The sequence below is a fragment of the Stenotrophomonas sp. STEN033 genome, from assembly GCF_056856655.1.
This window is the reverse complement of the sequence record NZ_JBXFWM010000001.1, coordinates 184,900-204,407: the sequence shown is the minus strand read 5'-3', so window position 1 is coordinate 204,407 and position 19,508 is coordinate 184,900. Positions and strand designations below refer to the sequence as shown.

The window sequence follows — 19,508 nt, the reverse complement described above, 5'->3', positions numbered from 1 at the left end:
AGAAACGGCGGCCATGAAGGCCGCCGTTTCTGTTTGCATCTAGCGATGCAGCGCCGGTTCGTAGCCCGGGTAAGCGAAACGCACCCGGGACGCTGTCCAAGCATCAATACAAGATCAATAACCGCGGTAATACGGCCACAACGGCACGATCTGCACTTCCTTGCAGCCGTCATAGCGACTGCAGCTGCCGAAGTAACCCGGCCCGGAATAGCGCTGGCGCGCATCGCGGTTGTAAGGGCTGTTGTAGAAATCGGGACGGGAGAAATGACCGGAACCGTAGTAGCGGTAAGGTGTTTCGCCAATGCTCGACTCGGTGCGGAAGGTCTGCGCCAACACCTGCGCGCCATCGTTGCCGACATAGCCGTTCTCGTTGTCGTAGCGGACCAAACGGTAGTAAATGGTCTCGCCGCCCTGCTTGCGGCTGTGCAACTGCTCCATCTGCCCACCGCCGGCATCGGCATACGCCTTGCCGTTCTCAAACAGCACTTCGCTGGGATTGACGATTTCCTCCTCCAACGGAGGCGCCGCTCCCGCGTTCGCTGCTACTGCCAACAACATGGCGGCAACCGCCAGCTTGTTCCACGCCTTACCCATAATGCGCATGACCACCCTCCTTGATTGGGCACCTGCCGCTACCGGCAGCCCGCCGTGATTGCCCGGCCAACACCCCTGGCCGCGCCGTCATTGCTACCTGTTGCCATCACGGCGGCAGCATTGCCGACCTGCCCGCGATGACCGATTGGGACGAATCCGCGTTCATTATAGGTGCAAGCCACCGCCCAAGCCGTGAAACCGGTTCGGTACTCAGCGTGCAGGCATGGCCTGTCGGTAACCGGCCAATGCCCTGCTGATCACCTGCCGGGCCTCGGCAGCGTCACCCCAGCCATTGAGCTGGATGTCTGCACCGCCAGGCAATTGCTTGTAGATACGGAAGAAGGCTTCGATGCGCTGGACCTCGATTGCCGGCAGATCCTGCAGGGAGCGTACGTTGGCATAGCTTGGGTCAACTGCATCCACCGGCACACCGACGATCTTCTCGTCGGCCTGCCCCTTGTCGATCATGCGCAATACGCCCAGAGGACGGAAGCGCACGACCGCACCGGGTTGGATCGGGAAACGGGTCAACACCAGCGCATCCAACGGATCTCCATCGCCAGCCAGGGTCCGCGGCATCGAACCATAGTTGGCCGGATACGTGACCGGCATCGACAAAAAGCGATCCACCCGCAGCTCGCCGTGCTCGCCGAGCTCGTATTTGATCGCACCGCCGGCGGGGATCTCCACCGCCAGCAACGCTTCCTGCGGTGCATTGGCGGGCTGCGGCAAGGTGAAGGGGTGCAGCAGTTCACCCGCCGCCAACAACGGCGAAGCCATCGCCAGCAATACGCCGAATAAGACTGTCTGCATCGTCTTCACCTGCTCACTCCCAGCAACGGTCATCGCGGCCTTTGGGCGAGACTGCACGTGGGCAATCGCGCTGCGGGATGCGCCCTTCGGTGATCTCGCTGAACTGCTTGTCACCCGCGGCACTGCGGCTGATCCGGAATGCGTCATACAGCCGCCCCGTCGCCGTACGCGCCTCGTAGCGCAGGCCCTTGTCATCCAGCCGCAGCACCTGGAACAACTGCGTGTCCTCGGCGGTGGGCTTCATCGTCGCGCGCGCTTCCGGCGACAAGCGGTACTGCTTGGGACCGGCGACGGATGAGATGTACTGCGGCAACGCCGCAGCTGCATCGGCACGACGACCGTAGGTGTGATCATGGCCCTGCAGCACCAGATCGACCCTGTGCCGCTGCAGCACCGGGCGGATCTCGCTGGCCAGCACCGAGGTGTCGCGTTCGGCACGCAACGGATACAGCGGCTGATGCACGACCACGATGTTCCAGGGCTGCTGGCTGCTTTCCAGTACGCCGTCCAACCAGCCTGCCTGCGCTTTGGCGGTGCCCAGATCCAGCGCCGACGTGCCATCCAGCACCACCACGCGCAGTCCCTGGTAATCGAACCAATACGTCGTACTGGCAGCAGCAGCCGCGCCATTGCCCGGCAATGCGAAAGTGACCGGCCAATGCTTGCCCAGCACACGCCGTTCCTGCGGCGTGTCCTCGAACTCCTCGAAGTACTCGTGGTTCCCTGCGGCCGGTGCGACCGCCATGCCCGGCAGCAGCCAGCCACCGGCGGCAAACCACTCGCCCCATTCGTTGTCGTCCTCGCCATCACCGCCACTGACCAGATCACCTGCAAACAGCGTCAGCCGCGCATCCGGTGCGGTCTGCCAGCCCTGTCGTATGACCCGGCTGACATGACTGAGGTTCTTGTTCTGGGTATCACCGAAATACAGCACGGTCAGCGGCTGGCCAGCACCAGCAGCGGTACGGAAGTGCTGCCATGCACTCCAGGTGCCCTGCCCCTGCACCCGGTAGGCATACAGCGTGTCGGCCTGCAGGCCATCGATCAGCGCACGATGATGCTGGCTGCTGCCGTTTTCGGTCTGCAGCAGCTGGCTGCTCGCAGTGAGCTGTCGCACCTGCCCCATGTCCGGCGAGTCGCCAGCCACGGTGATTTCCAGCAACGCCGGCTGTGCCAGTGGCGCGGTGCGCCACGCTACCGCGAAACCGCCGCTGGCATCCTGTGCTGGCGACGCGACGATACGGTCAGGGAAGTCACTGGCCGCGTAGTGCCGGCTCCCCGCCGGCACCTGCGTATTGGGCTCGGCAGCTGGAGCGGCCCCCACCGCTCCAGCTGCGCCCATCAGCGCTGCGCTGATCAGCGCCAGCAGCGGCAGCCGCTGGCGACAACGTCCCCGCGCCATCACTGGCCACAGTCCTGCGGCAGCGACAACGCCTTGGCGATGTCACGCCAATCGAAGGCCACCACGCCTTGATCGTCGTGCACCGCGTACAACGCCCCCTGCGGGAAACGTGCCGACACCTGCTGGCTGTTCCAGATGCCGTCGGTATTGGCCACCGTATTGCCGTGGAACGAGCCCACCGGCGCCAGTGTCTTGCGATCGAACAGATGGAAGGTACTGCGCTGTTTGCCCTGCTCGGTGGTGATCCACCAGCCGCCATCACCGCAGGTACGCAGCATCACGCCTTCGGCCTGGGCCTTGAACAGGCCGCGACCAAAGGTCTCCCCTGTAAAGTCGCCTGCCAGGTTGTAGACCTTGAACTCGCTGGCATAGGTTTCGTCTTCTTCGGCGATCAGCAGGCGGTCATTGGCCGGGTCGCCCCAGATCGACTCGACCACACGCAGCGCACCCTTGGGCGAACTGTCGCCGATGCTGCGTATCAGCCTGGCCTGCACCGCGTCACCCTCGACCTTGACGTGATAGCGGCGTACACGCTCGTTCAAACGATCAAGTGCCGGCAGGATGTCGTTGCCAGCAGCGTCCTCGCCATCGTCGTAGGAATCAGTGACGTACAAGTCATAGCCGCCCTGCACCGGATTGACCCACAGGCCATAAGGCTTGCGCAGATCATTGCCGGCGAACACGCCCAGCGGCTTGAAGTCCGGCAACTGCAACACCTGCACGCGATGGTTGTCGCGTTCGACGATGAACACCAGGTCATCCTGCACGGCAATGCCATTCGGGCGATCGAACTGCCCCAGCGCGGTGCCGGTGCTGCCGACGTCACGCAGATGCTTGCCGGTCTGGCCGTCGTACACCACCAGCTTGTCGGTGGCCTTGGCGGTAGCGATCAGCCACAACCGGCCATCAGCGCCGCGCCAGCTTGCCGGCGAATCAATATTGTCAGCCGGGGTCATCGGAGTCAGGAAGGCTTCGGCCACCAGGCTGGACGGGACGGCGGTCGCGCCCTCGGCGAGGTCGGCAGCAGTCGGCGGCGTGCTGGACTTCGGCACCGGCTGGCAGGCGCTCAGCACCAAGGCAACGGCGGTAGCGAGCAGCGCGGCCCTCACAGCGCCACCTTCACGCCGATCGCGTAAGTACGGCCGTATTCCTCGTTCTGCAGGGTGCGCGAGGACACGCCCTGGTACAGCTCGAGCGGCTCATCCAGCAGATTGGAAGCTTCCAGGTACAGGCTCACGTTCTTGCTCAGCTTGTAGTCGAAGCTGAAGTCGAGCTGGGTATGCGGCGCGACATAGATGTCGAATGCACGGCTGTCGCCGATGGTGTCCAGGTACTCGCTGCGATAGACACCGGCCAGGCGGGTACTGAGGCCGCCCCATTCATAGCCGATATGCGCGCTGTAGATGTTCTTGGACGCACGCGGCAAGTTGAAATCGTCGCGTTCACGTCCAGCGATACCCGGGTCGAAGTCGGTATCCAGCCAGGTGCCGCTGGCACCCACCAGCAGGCCCGACCAGGCGCCAGGCAGGAAGCTCAGCTGCTGCTGCCAGTTGAACTCGGCACCGAACACCTTGGCCTTGTCGCCATTGATGGAACGGGTCACGTCGAAGCCCGGATACTCGGGATCATTGTCCGTCACCGTTTGCACGATGTAGCCATCGATGGACTTGTGGAACAGGCCGAGCGAAATGATGCCGCTCTCGCCCAGGTAACGCTCGAAGGAGAAATCCAGGTTGGTGGACTCGTACGGATCCAGGTTTGGATTGCCGATGCGGGCCTCCTCGTCGTCCCGGTTCACGGCCAGACGCGGCGAGACATCACCGAACGACGGTCGCGCCACGGTCTTGTTGAGCGAGCCGCGCAGCACCCAGTCGTTGTTGGTGTCGTAGCGCAGGTGCAGGCCTGGCAGCACGCTGGTATAGCTGTTGTTGGCGATGCGTGGGGTCACCGTGACGGTCTTGCCGTCACTGGCAACATCAACATCGTTGCCGGTGGCGTTGAACTGCGTGTTCTCCACGCGCACGCCGCCGATCACCCGCAACGCACCGATATCCCAGGTACCCATCGCATAGGCCGAGAAGATGTCTTCATTGGCAACATAGTCCTCTTCCAGCGAGGTCATCCTGTTGCCAGCAACGTCGCCTGACTTCGCACTGTACTTGCTGCCATTGGCTGCCCACCAGGCGCGCATCGCCGCCGAACTCATGCCTTGGCCGAGACTGCCACCGCGATGATCCAGGGTCTTGCCATTCCAGCTGGAAAGATCAACCGCCGGGCCGCTGCGCAGCTCGACCTCATCCACGTTGACATCGCGCTCGCGCCAGCGCCCCAGCACGCCGAACTTGTAGCTGGCCTTGTCACCATCGAAACGGATATTGACCAGCGCACTGCGCTCGCTGTCGTCGATCTGCTTGGGCGAGAGCACCACGCGATCAAACACATAGTTGCCGTTGTCCATCCAGCCGCTGTCGCTCAGGCTCAAGCCGGGAATGCCGCTGTTCTGGTCCAGTGTTGCCGACAGGTCACCGCCGTCATAGTCAAACCGCGCTTCCATCTCGTCGTTCACGCGCTCACGGGTCTTGGTATAACCCACCTTGTAGTCGAGCACGGCAGCGCTCAGGCGGTTCTCGCCGCCCAGACTGACCGCGAGCGTGTTTTCTTCCTTGGTGCGATAGCGCATGCGCTTGCTGATGGCATCGGCCGGCAAGTCGTCCACCTGGTAGCGGCCGTCACCAAGGGCGGTGATTTCACCGTCGCCGAGGCCGAAGATCGTGCGCTGGCGGGTTTCGGCATCGTCGAACCGGCTGTATAGCGTGCGCAGGTAATAGCGGTTGGCATCATCGGGCCGCCAATCGAAATTCAGGTTGGCACCGGTGCGCTCACGCTCGATGGTGTACTTGCGGCGCTGGATCTCCACCGCGGCCAGATCATCATCGGCGCCGCCGTCGTAGTTGTCGTATTCGACTTCGGTGTTGTCGGATTCAAACGTGCGCTTCTGGTAGTTCACACCCAAGGCCACACCGAAGGTTTCCCCAAACACTTCGCTGTAGTTGAACGCGGCCTTCGGGCTGGTCTCGCCCGACAGTTCCTGGTGGCTGCCTTCCAGCTTGCCCTTCAAGGAGCGACCATCACGGTCGAATGCCGACGCCGACTCCACCACCACCGCGCCACCGATGGCGTCCCCCGGCATGTCCGGTGTGGCCGACTTGATCACCCGCAAGCGTTCCGTGGACTCCGAAGGAATCACATCCAGCGGTGCTGCACGTGACGAATCCTCGGGCGTGCCGATGGCAATGCCGTCGATGCTGACGCTGTTGAGGGCCGCATCCAGGCCGCGTATGACCACGAAACGCCCCTCGCCCTGATCGCGGGTGACGCTGACACCTGGCAGGCGCTGCAGCGACTCGGCAACATTCATGTCCGGGTAGTCGCCCATGGAGTCGGAGGCAACCGCATCCTGCACGCCATTGGCATCACGCTTGAGCTCCACCGCCCGGATCTGCGCTTCGCGCTGCGCACGGACTTCAATGCGCTCAAGGTCGATGGCCGCAGCCGCCCCACTGGCCAGCGTGGATGCACCATCGGCCGTGCTGGCCTGCTGCGCATATGCAGGTGCAACGGCCATGCAGGCCACCGCGCTCGTTACCGCCACCACCAAGACGCTCTTGCGCACTACTGCCCCCAATCTGTGTAAAAGATGGGTGTGCACGGTATGTCCGTCCGGTTACGCGACAGTTACAGTGACACAGCGGGAATGTTTCAGTCTGTTACCTGCCGGGTACAGCACGGGCAGGCACAACCAGGCGTGCAATGCGTCACCTGCTTGGCCCCCGCTGCAGCGGCACGATGGTTTGCCAATCGTTGCCCGGACGAGACGGGCCGCAGGCGGCATTCCGCATTGCCTGACGCCGCAGTCACCTGATACGGATCACGCCAATCCTGCTGACGAAACCTTCCACCTGCATTTCGTAGACGCCGTCTGCCTTTCGGGTGAGACATACCCTGGGGTCATCCTTCGACCCGGAAGAATGCCCCCCACGCACCTGCCGCCAGACCTGTCCATTGGCAAGTGCGAACTCGGTTTTCCCGCTCCATCCGTTGAACCTGCCCTTGATCACCGATTCGATACGGATGGCATTCTCGATACGGGCTGAAGCGGAACGCTCCACCGTGCGTATCCGCAGCACCTCGGCGCCCACCCCCATCTCATTGCTCGACGGGCATACGATCACCTCGCCCCGGGGCCTGTCCATGTAGCCGGGGCCAGCCGTGACTTCCCACACGCTACGATCGGCCAAGGCAATGATCTCGCCCTGGCGTCCATCCAGACGATCGGGTGCAAGCACGCTGGCCACATGGCACTCCCCGCCCCAACCCAGGCGTGGCAGCAACACCCCCACGACAGCCATCCATGTCATTGCCCGCATGTGTGCTCCTGTTGGACCGCGCGCGTCATCAGCGCTGTCGTACCGTGACCGTGGCAGACACGCCTTCAACCGACATCTCATGACCACCAGCCCGCCGCCTCAACGTTACCCGCGGAGAGCTGCCAAACGCGCGCTGCACGCGCCCGTCGGTCTGCTGCCAGATCTGCCCGTTCTCCAACAGGAACAAGGTTTTTCCCGTCCATCCTTCAAAACGGCCTTTTATACGGCTTTCGATGTCATAGGGGCCAGCAACCGACGCCGCGCGGGAACTTCGCGCGCTTGGCATGGAATCAACATCCACGTCCGGGTACGCCATCGCATCGGGGGCCCGGACGTAGCCGAACTCCGCGTCGTAACGGACCATCCGGTAGTACGCCCCGTCCTGCTGTCGCCGCCGCAGCGGCTCCAGGCGACCATGCCCCAGATCGATGTACGCCACGCCGTTGCGGAAGATCACTTCGCCGGGGTTGACCACCTCCTGCTCCAATGGCGGCAGCACCGGCAGGGCGTTCCCATGCCCCGTCCACATTGCGAGCAGCAACACTGCCAGCCTGGCAATCCCCGGGTTGCACATGCGCCTGTTTTCCTTGGGCTCCCTCTTCGACTCCACAAGGTACACGCACCGGGGCGCTAAAATGGCAGCCTCCTCCTGCTCGATCACTCCCATGAAAATCGTCGAAGTCCGTCATCCCCTGGTCCAGCACAAGATCGGCCTGCTCCGCGACGCCTCCATGAGCACCAAGGATTTCCGTGAGGTGGTCAATGAACTGGGTACCTTGCTGGCCTACGAGGCCACCGCCAACCTGGAAACCGAGAGCCACACCATGGACGGCTGGGCCGGGCCGGTGCAGGTGCAGCGCATTGCCGGCGCCAAGATCACCGTGGTGCCTATCCTGCGCGCAGGCCTGGGCATGCTGACCGGGGTACTGTCGCTGATTCCCGCCGCGCGCGTCAGCGTTGTCGGCCTGCAACGCGACGAAGAAACCCTGCAGCCCGTACCCTACTTCGAGCGCCTGACCGGCCGCCTGGAAGAACGCGATGCATTGATCCTGGACCCGATGCTGGCCACCGGCGGCACCTTGATCGCCACCATCGACATGCTCAAGCGGGCCGGCGCCCGGCGCATCAAGGGCATCTTCCTGGTCGCCGCACCAGAAGGCCTGAAGGCACTGGAAGCCGTACATCCGGACGTGGAGGTATATACCGCCGCCATTGACGAGCGCCTCAACGAAAAGGGATACATCATGCCGGGCCTGGGCGACGCCGGTGACCGCATCTTTGGTACCCGGATCGGTTGACCCTCGCAACCTGCCCGTTGAAGATCGCCACGATCACCCTGCCCGAAAGGTGGATACGATGAAACGCGCACTTTTCCTGGCCCTGGCAGCGGCACTGGCAGTTGCCATGCCCACCGCCAGTGGCGCCGACAAGGTCAGCACCACGCCCGTCCAGTTTGCCAAGGGCACGAGCAGTTTCAGCACCACCCACAGCCTGCAGGGCTACGACAGCGTCAACTACACGCTGGCTGCCAAAGCCGGGCAATCCATGCGGATAAGCCTGACCGGCAACAGCAACGTCGGTTTCAATATCTACGCCCCCGACGACATTCCCGGCGTTGCCACGGCTTTTGGCAGTGGCAGCGAGGGGCAGGACTGGCACGGCGTACTGTCCGCCTCCGGAACCTATACCGTGCAGGTGTATCAGGTGCGTGCGGCGGCCCGCCGCGGCAGCCGCGCGACCTATGCGATCAGCTTCGCGATTCACTGACGGCATTCCTGCGGGTGCTTGCCACGGCAATGCAGGCGTCGTCACACGGGTGGAATGAAGGGCGGCTCAAGCGCCCTTCTCCGCTGCCAGATCACGGATCGCCCCGTATCTGCACATCAACGGCGCAGCCAACGTTCATCCGCGGGAGTGGGTGCCGCCAATACCTCCCGCGCCTGCTCATCCTGCAGCAGTTGCGCCCGCAGGAATGCGGTCCCCAGATCGCGAGCACGCTCGAACAGGAGTTCCGGTTCTCCGCCGATCAGATTGTGATCGCCGCCGGCAAGCACCACGCCGGTCTTGTCGCCGGCAGGCGCCGTTTCTACGGGATAGAGATGGTCCACCGGGTCACTGACGAAGCCCGGCACCAGGTCCTTGTCCCCCGTGACCAGCAACAGCGGCACTGCCAATGAGGCATACGACTGTTCGTTGATCAGGCCCGGAATGCGCCCCGGGGAGGAAAAACCAAGCACAGCCACGACCGATGGGTCACGCAACGGCCCAAGCCCGCTCAGGGCGCCGCCCAGCGCTGCCGAAATCAAGGTCCCCAGACTATGGCCACTCGCGGCAACCGGCTTTCCCGGCCAATGCGCCGCCGCGTAAGTGCTGACCGCGCGCATGTCGGCAAACCGTTCGCTCAAACCCTGCTGCAGCGAGAAACGCTCACGCTCCGGATACTTCATCGAATCCACATGCAGCGGCGCCAACACCACGAATCCGGCATCCGCCCACGACCGCAGCAGGCGATCGTAGCGTTCGGGCCAGGCCCCATGTCCGGATGAGAACAACACGACGCCGCGCACCTGCGTCGGTTCCCAGATCGCCAGCGTGGTGGAGCGCTCGGCACTGACCTGTAGCGGCAGTACCTGGCTGGGAGCCGCCAGCGCAATAGCTGCCGGCCCCAACAGCATGAGCACGGCGAATCCGGCACGTTGCAGCAGAGAAGGAAGTTTCAAGACATTGCCCCGATCTGGATGATGGGACCAATGTCGGTTTTGAAGACTTCCGGAATCAGTGCCGGAAGTCAGTTTTTTCAGCTGCCGTTGGTCAGCTCAGGCGGCCAGGGTCCGCGCTTTCAACTCGCCGACTTCATGAGCGGTCGCAAAGCGCCCCTTCTCATCACGCACCACCTGCGCCATTGCGCACTGCGGATCATGGGTGAAGAACAAATGCACGTTGCGCGCCAGTTTGTCCTCAAGGAACGCCCGCTTCTCGTCGATCAACAACTCGGCATTGCGGTCATAGCCCATGGTGATCGGCACATGTACCCAGGAGCGCCCCGGGATCAGATCCGCGCAGAACACGACGCCGCCGCGCGGCTGGCCGTTGACCCGCTCGGGGCCGACGATCTCGGCCAGCATCAAGCCTGGCGTGTGACCGTCACTGAAGCTGAAACGCACCGATTCGCCCAGCGCTTTCGAATAGGCGCCGCTGACGATCTCAAGGCGTCCACTGGCTTCCAGCAACCCGCTCAATTCGGGAATGAAGCTGGCCCGATCACGCGGATGCGGATGCTTGGCCCGCTCCCAATGTTCCGCGCCGATCACGAAGGTCGCATTGGGAAACAACAGCTCCGGCTCGCGACCTTCCGACCACGGTGCCAGCAAGCCCCCTGCGTGATCGAAATGGAGATGACTCAGCACCACCACGTCGATGTCTTCATGCTCGAAGCCTGCTTCACGCAGCGAGTCGATCAGCACATGGCGCGGCTCCTGTACACCGTAGCGCTCACGCAACTTGGGCTCGAAGAAAGCACCGATGCCGGTTTCGAACAATACGGTCTTGCCCCCCAACGGACTGGCCAGCAACGCCCGGCATGCCAGTTCAATGCGGTTGGCGTCATCGGCCGGCGCCCACCGTTCCCACAATGCCTTGGGGGCGTTGCCGAACATTGCACCGCCATCGAGTTTTTGCGAGTTACCGCGAATCGACCATAGTTTCATATGAAAAATTCTACCCGCAGCGCGTTAAATATTCGCAAGGAATCGGCGCCGGATAATTGACGGGCGGTCGATGCAGATAGGAAACGCGCTGTTATGTGATGTTTGGCGGCGGCGGGGCGCCGAAGGGCCGTGGTTTGGGTTTTTGTTTGGGTTTTTGTTTGGGTTTGGGTTTGGTCCTGCCCCTGCTCTCATGCCGTCATTCCCGCGAAGGCGGGAATCGCTCTTGCCCTTCGCCTTTCGATCTTCGCTCTTCGCCCGTTTAACTCAGCCCTCACCCGCCCGTTCCCCCAAGCGGAGAAGCAACTGCAAGAACCAGAGCAGGAGCGATTCCCGCCTTCGCGGGAATGACGACTGTAAAGCGAAGCCAAAGCGATTCCCGCCTTCGCGGGAATGACGGCAAAGATCAAAAGCCAACGCCTTTCCCGCAGCCAAATAAAAACCCCGCCGAAGCGGGGTTTTCTGGTGTCCTCAGTCAGCCTTGCCCGACTTGCGAACCTCGGCACTACCCACCGGGTTGCGCGGATCGCTGCCGCCACTGAGCACATTGCTGCGCCGATCCCACTCCACCGTCTGCAGGTTGCCCCAGACATGGCTGGAACCGCGTCCGCCTTCGGCCGAGTCGCCCGGCAGTTCAACCTTGTGGCCCATCGCCTGCAGCTGCCTGGCGACCTCCGGCGAGAACGCGCCGGTTTCCGCCGAAATCTCATCCGGCAACCACTGGTGGTGATAGCGCGGCAAGGCGGCTACCTGCTGTGCGTCCAGACCGGCGTCATAGCCGAGGATGCCAAGCAGGACCATGGTGATGATGCGGCTGCCACCCGGCGTACCAATCACCACGACCTTGTCATCGTTTTCCATGAAGGTCGGCGTCATCGAGCTGAGCATGCGCTTGCCCGACTTCGGCGCATTGGCCTCGTAGCCCATCACGCCAAAGGCGTTGGGGGTACCCGGCTTGAGCGCGAAATCGTCCATCTCGTTGTTCAGCAGCACGCCGGTGCCCGCCGGAATGAGGCCCGAGCCATACAGCAGGTTCACCGTCTGGGTGCCGCCAACGCGGTTGCCTTCGCTGTCGATGATGGAGAAATGCGTGGTCTCGTCGTCTTCCAGCGGCGTCGGGTTGCCCGACAGCAGGTCACTGGGGGTGGCCTTTTCCGGATGGATGGTGGCGCGCAGGCCCTGCGCGTAGTCGCGGCTGGTCAGCACCTTCTGCGGGATGTCGACGAAGTCCGGATCACCGAGGAAGAACGTACGGTCACGATAGGCACGACGCATCGCCTCCACCACCAGGTGGGTGCTGTGTGCCTGATCCATCTTGGCCAGATCCCAGGGCTCCAGGATCTGCAGCATCGAGGCCAGCGCGATACCGCCGGAGGATGGCGGCGAGGCAGTGGTGATCTTCCAGCCACGGTAGTTGAACACGATCGGCTCACGGGTCTTGACCGTATAGCCGGCCAGTTCCTCGGCAGTCCAGCGGCCACCGGCCTGCTTCACGCCGGCCAGCAGCTTGCGGCCGGTCTCGCCGCGGTAGAAGCCATCAAAGCCGTTGGCGGCCAGCAGCTGCAGCGTATGTGCCAACTCCGGCTGCTTGAAGATATCGCCCTCGGCAATCGGCTTGCCGTTGCGCAGGTAGACCTCACGGGTCCCCGGGTAACGGTCCATGACTTCGCGGCGGGTGGCATAGCCACGGGCCATGCGTGCATACACCGGGAAACCATCGGTGGCCACGCGGATTGCCGGTGCCAATGATTCGCGCAGCGGCAGCTTGCCATGCTCGCGCGCCAGCTTCACCAGCGCTGCCGGCAGACCTGGGATACCGGCTGACCACGGGCCATTCACCGAACGGTCGCGGTCCAGCTCACCATTCTTGTCCAGGAACTGCTCGGGCGTTGCGGACTCGGGCGAGGTTTCACGCGCATCCAGCATCAGGTCCTTGCCGGTCTTGGCGTCGTGCAGCAGGAAGAACCCGCCACCGCCCAGACCCGAACTGATCGGCTCGACCACGGCCAAGGTGGAGGAAACGGCCACCGCGGCATCGAACGCATTGCCGCCCTTGCCAAGGATTTCCATGCCGGCCTGGGTGGCCAGCGCGTGGCCACTGGCGATCGCCGCGCCATCGGGATGTGCGGCACGCGCCGGCGCGGTATCGGCTGCCCACGCAGCCGGTGGCAGCACCAGTGCGAACAGCAGCAGGGAACGGGCAACGAGTTTCATGCCGTTGGATTCTCCGATTGGTAAAACTCAGGGTGATCACGACGCAGGCCGGCCAGCTTGGCCAGCAACTGGTCTTCGGTTTCGACGATCTCCGGGTCCGGGTCGATGCATTCGACCGGGCACACCACCACGCATTGCGGCTCATCGAAATGACCGACACATTCGGTACAACGGGCCGGATCGATCACATAGATCGTCTCGCCCATTGCGATGGCCTGGTTGGGACAGGCGGGCTCGCAGACGTCGCAGTTGACGCAGAGCTCATTGATTTTGAGTGACATTGTTGCGGTGTTCCCGTCGGAGCGGGGCTTGCAACCGGCGACTGCCGGTTCATCGGTCCTGCTGTTCATGGCCTGCCAGAGGCAGCGCCGACAGCAAGCTTACCGGATACTGGTTTTGCCGGGGCCCAAGACATTGCTTCCACAGCGTTCTGCGCGTGTGAATGCCGGCTTTGTTGGGGCCGGGCCTGCGCAGCGTTGGCCTGTTTACGCCAGACGGGAGCTGGGGCAACGGCAAGAGGCAAGAGGCGAGAGCGACCACTGCCTTCGCGGGGATGACGCGCTGGCAAAGGCGGAGCCGCTACGCGGCCCCGCGCCAGCTGGAACAGGGCTCAAGCCAGAGCAGACCTGCAACAGAAGCCAAAACCCGAGCCAGAGCAGAAGCTAGAGCAACAGCCAGAGCGATCCCCGCCTTCGCGGGGATGACGCGCTGGCAAAGGCGGAGCCGCTACGCGGCCCCGCGCCAGTGCGTCACTTGGCTTCGACGAAGATGTAGTCGGCGCCGGTCGGCTTGACGATGGTCTGCACGCGGGCGTTGTCAGCGGCATCGCCGATGAACACCACACGCACGCCCTTCATCGAGTCAGCCTGCACGTCCTTGAAACCGGTTTCGATCAGGTCGGCCATCTTGGCCGAGTTCGACGAACCGAAAGCCAGCATGTTGCCAGGCTGGATGCCACGGCCGATGGCGGTGGTGGCGCTCTCGACCTGGCGGTCGTACTTGGCGGCGAATTCCGGATCCGATGCCGGCGGCAGGTAATACAGGAACGGGCTTGCAGTGATGTTGCCCATGTTCTGCACCGCAACTGCCTGCAGGTACTTCTTCCAACCCGCGTCGTCATCCTTGGCCGGGGCGACCAGCGCCTGCTGCGCTTCGACTACCGGTGCTTCTTCTTTCTTGCAGGCCGTTACAGCCAGCACCATCGAGGCGGCAAGCAGCACGCGCATCGTGTTCTTCATGATCGTTCTCCCGTTGAAAAGTGGTGTTACTGAAAAGATTTACTGCCCGCGCGCTTCGCGGGCCTTGCGCAACGCCTCAAGCACAGTGGCCGGCACGAAACCGGAGACATCCCCGCCCAGCCGCGCGATTTCACGCACCAGCGAGGAGGAAATGAAGCTGTGCTGCTCGGAGGGGGTAAGGAACAGCGTCTCCACCTCCGGAATCAGGTGGCGGTTCATGCTCGCCATCTGGAATTCGTACTCAAAATCGGACACCGCACGCAGACCACGCAGCAGCACCCCGCCGTGCACCGAGCGCACGAAGTGGGCCAGCAAGGTGTCGAAGCCGACCACTTCCACGTTGTCGTGGTGTTGCAGCGCTTCCACCGCCAACGCCACACGCAGCTCCAGCGGCAGCGTCGGGCCCTTGGAGGGGCTCTGCGCCACGCCGACCACCACCTTCTCGAACAGCGGCGCGGCGCGGTTCACCAGGTCGATGTGACCATTGGTGATCGGGTCGAAAGTGCCCGGGTATACGGCGATGCGGCGATTGGCTGAAGTCATGCGGGTTCGGTCGCGTTCATGTCGCCGCGAAGTGTAGCAGCGGCCCGGCGGTAGAGGGCATAGGCCACCTCACGGGTGTTGCCCTCGCGCCATAGCTGCCATTCGGCAGGCAGCTGCAATGCCGCATCAACCGGCGCCTCAAGGTACAACCAGGCGTCGGCGGCCAGATGCCTGGGCAGGCGTGCGATCACCTGGTCCCACAAGCCGCCGGCAAAAGGAGGGTCCAGGAACACCACATCGGCCTGCGCGGGAGCGGCAGCACCCAACCATTGCAGCGCATCACCGGCGACCACCTCAACCTGCTCCCCCGCCCCCAGCCGCCCGACCACAGCACGCAGCGCCGCCACCAGCTGCGAATCGCGCTCCACCAACTGGGCAGATGCCGCCCCCCGCGATACCGCCTCAAGCCCCAGCGCGCCACTGCCGGCAAACAGGTCCAGGACACGCGCGCCCGGCAATTTGGGCATCAACCAGTTGAACAGGGTCTCGCGGACCCGGTCGCTGGTCGGACGCAGACCCGGCAATTCAGGCACCTGCAAACGGGTATTTCGCCAGCGGCCACCGACGATGCGCACCTGGCCGGTGCCGACCGGCGCCTTGCCACGGGCCGGACTCATCCTCCCCGCACCAGCAAAACCAAGGACAAAACGCGGCAAATCAAATACATCGGCAACCCGGGTCCACCAGCTTCAAGTGCTGCAGATGATAGACCAGCGCCCACCCCTGCCGCGCCTGACTTGAAATTGGCCCATTCACCCTTACCCAAGCTGCAGCCGTCGCGCAGCTGCGCGCCCCATCAGCAACGGAGCACCCGACCGATGACCAACCCGAATCACAAGGAAACCCGCGGTTTCCAGACCGAGGTGAAGCAGCTGCTGCACCTGATGATCCACTCGCTGTACTCGAACAAGGAAATCTTCCTGCGCGAGCTGGTGTCCAATGCCGCCGACGCCGCCGACAAGCTGCGTTTCGAAGCGCTGACCCAGCCCGAGCTGCTCGAAGGCGGCGCGCCGCTGCGCATCCGCATCGAGGCCGACCCGGCCGCGCGCACCCTGACCATCGACGACAACGGCATCGGCCTGAGCCGCGATGAGGCCATCGCCCACCTCGGCACCATCGCCAAGTCGGGCACCGCCGAGTTCCTGAAGAACCTGTCCGGTGACCAGAAGAAGGACTCCAACCTGATCGGCCAGTTCGGCGTGGGCTTCTATTCGGCCTTCATCGTTGCCGACCAGGTCGACGTCTACAGCCGCCGCGCTGGCCTGCCGGCCAGCGAGGGCGTGCATTGGTCGTCCAGGGGCGAAGGCGAGTTCGAGGTCGAGACCATCGACAAGCCCGAGCGCGGCACCCGCATCGTGCTGCACCTGAAGGAAGGCGAAGACAGCTATACCGATGGCTGGCAGCTGCGCAGCCTGATCAAGAAGTACTCCGACCACATCGGCCTGCCGATCGAGCTGCAGAAAGAACACCACGGCGACGACGCCGACAAGCCGGCCACGCCGGAGTGGGAGACCGTCAACCGCGCCAACGCACTGTGGACCCGCGCCAAGTCCGAGATCACGGACGAGGAGTACAAGGAGTTCTACAAGCACATCGCCCACGACCCCACCGATCCGCTGGCCTGGACCCACAACAAGGTCGAGGGCAAGCTGGAGTACACCTCGCTGCTGTACACCCCGGGCCGCGCGCCGTTCGACCTTTACCACCGCGACGCACCCAAGGGCCTGAAGCTCTATGTGCAGCGCGTTTTCATCATGGACCAGGCCGAGCAGTTCCTGCCGCTGTACCTGCGCTTCATCAAGGGCGTGGTCGATTCAAACGACCTGCCGTTGAACGTGTCGCGTGAAATCCTGCAGTCCGGCCCGGTGATCGACTCGATGAAGTCGGCGCTGACCAAGCGTTCGCTGGACATGCTGGAGAAGCTGGCCAAGGACAAGCCGGAGGACTATGCCGGCTTCTGGAAGAACTTCGGCCAGGTGCTGAAGGAAGGCCCGGCCGAGGATTACGGCAACCGCGAGAAGGTCGCCGGCCTGCTGCGCTTCGCCTCCACCCATGACGGCAGCGGCGAGCAGAGTGTCGCGCTGGCCGATTACGTCGGTCGCATGATCGAAGGCCAGGACAAGCTCTATTACCTGACCGGCGAGAGCTACCAGCAGGTCAAGGACAGCCCGCACCTGGAGGTGTTCCGCAAGAAGGGCATCGAAGTGCTGCTGATGACCGACCGCATCGATGAGTGGCTGATGAGCTACCTCAACGAGTTCGATGGCAAGTCCTTTGTCGATATCGCCCGTGGCGACCTGGACCTGGGCAAGCTGGAGACCGAAGAGGACAAGAAGGCACAGGAAGAAGTCGCCAAGACCAAGGAAGGCCTGGCCACGCGCCTGAAGACCGCGCTGGGCGAGGAAGTGGCCGAAGTCCGCGTCTCGCACCGCCTTACCGATTCGCCGGCGATCCTGGCCATCGGCGAGCAGGACCTGGGCCTGCAGATGCGCCAGATCCTGGAAGCCAGCGGCCAGAAGGTGCCGGACAGCAAGCCGGTATTCGAGTTCAACCCGGGCCACCCGCTGATCGAGAAGCTGGATGCCGAGCCCGACATGGACCGCTTCAACGACCTGGCCCACGTCCTGTTCGACCAGGCCGCGTTGGCCGCTGGCGACAGCCTGAAGGACCCGGCCGGCTACGTCCGCCGCTTGAACAAGCTGCTGCTGGAACTGTCGGCCTGACGACCCGCACCCTCCCTTAGCGCAGCGAAGGGAGGGCTGCCCTGTAGTGCCGAGCCATGCTCGGCAGGGGCTTTCCCGGCAACTCCTGTAGTGCCGAGCCATGCTCGGCAGAAGCTTTCCCGGCAACTCCTGTAGTGCCGAGCCATGCTCGGCAGGGGCTTTGCCGATAAACCCACAAAGCTGCCCTCACCCCAACCCCTCTCCCGTGAACGGGAGAGGGGCTTCAATCAACAACGGCCCGTAGTGCCGAGCCATGCTCGGCAGAAGCTTTCCCGCTGAAGCCCAAAGCCGCCCTCACCCCAACCCCTCTCCCGTGAACGGGAGAGGGGCTTCAATCAACTGCCCTTGCGCTAGCCTCATGCCGGCCAAGTGACCGCCGGTGGTAACATAGACATCTGATTTCAGGCCTTTTTCCTCCATGTTCAGCTTTTTCCGCCGCAAAAAGACCGACGACGCCCAACAGTCCGCCAAGCCGTCCACGCTGAGCGCCGAGGAACTGGCCGCCGCCTTCCCACAAGCACCCTCGGCACAGGCCCCCCTGCCAGCAGAACCGTCGCCGGCCGAAGTACCCGTGGCAGCACCGGCAACTGAAGTTGCCGCCGCACCCGTAGCCACGCCTGAGCAGGCTGTCGAAGTCGAAGTCGAAGCCGCGCCTGTCGCCGCAGCCATGCCGGCCGCAGCCCCCATTGCCGCCGAATCACCCTCGCCTGCAATCTCGCCTGCGATTGTCGAACCTGTCGTCGTCGCCCTTGCCGCCCCGACACCTGCACCTGCAGCACCCGCACCCGCACCCGTTGTGGCCGAGATCAGCAACGCCAACGACTCCGACGCAGCGCTGATTCCAGCCAACGCCGCACCTGCTGCCCCGGCCGGCAAGCTCGGCTGGCGCGACCGCCTACGCAACAGCAGCTTCGCGCGCAGCTTCGGCGGCCTGTTCTCGCGCAACCCCAAGCTCGACGACGACCTGCTCGACGAAATTGAAACCGCCCTGATCACCGCCGACGTCGGTGTGCCGGCCACCACCGCGCTGGTGGAAAACCTGCGCAAGCGGATGAAGTCGCGCGAATTCGCCGACGCCAACGCCTTGCTGGCGGCACTGCGTGCCGACCTGATCGCACTGCTGCAGCCGGTCGCCAAGCCGCTGGTCATCGACACCAATGCAAAACCATTCGTGATCCTTACCGTCGGCGTCAACGGCGTCGGCAAGACCACCACCATCGGCAAGCTGGCCAAGCGCTTCAAGGACCAGGGCCATAGCCTGATGCTGGCCGCCGGCGACACCTTCCGCGCCGCCGCCGTCGCCCAGCTGCAGATCTGGGGCGAGCGCAACGGCGTCGCCGTGGTCGCCCAGGGCCAGAACGCCGATGCCGCATCGGTCGCCTTTGATGCCCTGCAGGCCGGCAAGGCGCGCGGCACCAGCGTGCTGATCGCCGACACCGCCGGCCGCCTGCATACCCAGACCGGGCTGATGAACGAGCTGAGCAAGATCCGCCGCGTGCTGGGCAAGATCGACGACACCGCACCGCACGAAGTCCTGATGGTGATCGACGGCACCACCGGCCAGAACGCACTCTCGCAGCTGCGCCAGTTCCACGCCGCTGCCGGCGTCACCGGCCTGGTGGTCACCAAGCTGGACGGCACCGCCAAGGGCGGCGTGGTATTCGCACTGGCCCGCGAGTTCGGCATCCCGATCCGCTTCGCCGGCATCGGCGAGCGCCCGGAAGACCTGCGCGTGTTTGACGCCGAAGCCTTCGTCGATGCGCTGCTGCCGCAGGCCTTGGGCGGCAACTGATCCAAAGCCCCTCTCCCACCGGGAGAGGGGTTGGGGTGAGGGTAAGCTCTACGAGCAG

Annotated in this window: 18 protein-coding genes; 4 read left to right on the top strand and 14 right to left on the bottom strand. The window is 63.8% G+C overall.

Features of this window, described 5'->3' with window-relative positions; genetic code table 11:
- Positions 1-114 precede the first annotated feature (114 nt).
- The 7 genes from AC1VXC_RS00975 to AC1VXC_RS00945 form a co-directional block, all read right to left on the bottom strand.
- Positions 115-594 (bottom strand): hypothetical protein, encoded by a 480-nt coding sequence (locus AC1VXC_RS00975; RefSeq protein WP_481538148.1) that lies wholly within the window; start codon positions 592-594, stop codon positions 115-117.
- A 210-nt stretch (positions 595-804) separates the two neighbouring features.
- Entirely contained in the window at positions 805-1,407 is a 603-nt protein-coding gene (locus tag AC1VXC_RS00970; RefSeq protein WP_481538120.1) for an inorganic diphosphatase, read from the bottom strand.
- 13 nt (positions 1,408-1,420) lie between these two features.
- A complete protein-coding gene (locus AC1VXC_RS00965) occupies positions 1,421-2,809 on the bottom strand; it encodes a purple acid phosphatase family protein (protein WP_481538119.1) in 1,389 nt (462 codons plus the stop codon).
- The gene (locus AC1VXC_RS00960; RefSeq protein WP_313169778.1) at positions 2,809-3,918 is read right to left on the bottom strand and encodes an NHL repeat-containing protein; all 1,110 of its coding nucleotides are present in this window, start codon (positions 3,916-3,918) and stop codon (positions 2,809-2,811) included. Before AC1VXC_RS00960 ends, AC1VXC_RS00965 begins: the two co-directional genes overlap by 1 nt.
- Positions 3,915-6,434 (bottom strand): TonB-dependent receptor, encoded by a 2,520-nt coding sequence (locus AC1VXC_RS00955; RefSeq protein ID WP_481538118.1) that lies wholly within the window; start codon positions 6,432-6,434, stop codon positions 3,915-3,917. Before AC1VXC_RS00955 ends, AC1VXC_RS00960 begins: the two co-directional genes overlap by 4 nt.
- Before the next feature lie 289 nt (positions 6,435-6,723).
- Complete coding sequence (locus tag AC1VXC_RS00950) at positions 6,724-7,236, bottom strand: hypothetical protein (protein WP_313169776.1); 513 nt, start codon at positions 7,234-7,236, stop codon at positions 6,724-6,726.
- A 28-nt stretch (positions 7,237-7,264) separates the two neighbouring features.
- Positions 7,265-7,903 carry a hypothetical protein gene (locus tag AC1VXC_RS00945; protein ID WP_481538117.1) on the bottom strand — a complete coding sequence of 213 codons (639 nt, stop codon included), beginning with the start codon at positions 7,901-7,903 and terminating at the stop codon, positions 7,265-7,267.
- Between AC1VXC_RS00945 and upp the strand changes: the two genes are divergently transcribed.
- Complete coding sequence (gene upp, locus AC1VXC_RS00940) at positions 7,902-8,534, top strand: uracil phosphoribosyltransferase (RefSeq protein ID WP_313169773.1); 633 nt, start codon at positions 7,902-7,904, stop codon at positions 8,532-8,534. The genes AC1VXC_RS00945 and upp overlap by 2 nt on opposite strands.
- A gap of 58 nt (positions 8,535-8,592) precedes the next feature.
- On the top strand, positions 8,593-9,003 hold the full coding sequence (locus AC1VXC_RS00935) for a g-type lysozyme inhibitor (protein WP_481538116.1): 411 nt from the start codon (positions 8,593-8,595) through the stop codon (positions 9,001-9,003).
- 116 nt (positions 9,004-9,119) lie between these two features.
- On the opposite strand, the gene AC1VXC_RS00930 is transcribed toward AC1VXC_RS00935, so the two are convergent.
- From AC1VXC_RS00930 to rsmD, 7 genes are all read right to left on the bottom strand, one after another.
- Positions 9,120-9,956, bottom strand: a complete 837-nt coding sequence (locus AC1VXC_RS00930; RefSeq protein WP_481538115.1) for an alpha/beta hydrolase family protein — start codon at positions 9,954-9,956, stop codon at positions 9,120-9,122.
- Between the two features lie 96 nt (positions 9,957-10,052).
- Positions 10,053-10,943, bottom strand: a complete 891-nt coding sequence (locus tag AC1VXC_RS00925; RefSeq protein ID WP_313169767.1) for an MBL fold metallo-hydrolase — start codon at positions 10,941-10,943, stop codon at positions 10,053-10,055.
- Positions 10,944-11,411: 468 nt separating this feature from the next.
- Positions 11,412-13,154, bottom strand: a complete 1,743-nt coding sequence (gene ggt / locus AC1VXC_RS00920; protein WP_313169766.1) for a gamma-glutamyltransferase — start codon at positions 13,152-13,154, stop codon at positions 11,412-11,414.
- A complete protein-coding gene (locus AC1VXC_RS00915; protein ID WP_313169765.1) occupies positions 13,151-13,435 on the bottom strand; it encodes a YfhL family 4Fe-4S dicluster ferredoxin in 285 nt (94 codons plus the stop codon). Before AC1VXC_RS00915 ends, ggt begins: the two co-directional genes overlap by 4 nt.
- Before the next feature lie 468 nt (positions 13,436-13,903).
- Positions 13,904-14,392, bottom strand: coding sequence for a hypothetical protein (locus AC1VXC_RS00910; protein WP_057629976.1), 489 nt, complete (start codon positions 14,390-14,392; stop codon positions 13,904-13,906).
- 39 nt (positions 14,393-14,431) lie between these two features.
- Positions 14,432-14,935 (bottom strand): pantetheine-phosphate adenylyltransferase, encoded by a 504-nt coding sequence (gene coaD / locus AC1VXC_RS00905; protein WP_282268816.1) that lies wholly within the window; start codon positions 14,933-14,935, stop codon positions 14,432-14,434.
- Positions 14,932-15,552 carry a 16S rRNA (guanine(966)-N(2))-methyltransferase RsmD gene (gene rsmD / locus AC1VXC_RS00900; protein ID WP_481538114.1) on the bottom strand — a complete coding sequence of 207 codons (621 nt, stop codon included), beginning with the start codon at positions 15,550-15,552 and terminating at the stop codon, positions 14,932-14,934. The genes coaD and rsmD overlap by 4 nt, the downstream gene beginning before the upstream one ends.
- A gap of 201 nt (positions 15,553-15,753) precedes the next feature.
- On the opposite strand from rsmD, the gene htpG reads away from it, so the two are divergent.
- Entirely contained in the window at positions 15,754-17,658 is a 1,905-nt protein-coding gene (gene htpG / locus AC1VXC_RS00895; protein ID WP_481538113.1) for a molecular chaperone HtpG, read from the top strand.
- Positions 17,659-18,076: 418 nt separating this feature from the next.
- Entirely contained in the window at positions 18,077-19,450 is a 1,374-nt protein-coding gene (gene ftsY, locus AC1VXC_RS00890) for a signal recognition particle-docking protein FtsY (RefSeq protein ID WP_481538112.1), read from the top strand.
- Positions 19,451-19,508 lie beyond the last annotated feature (58 nt).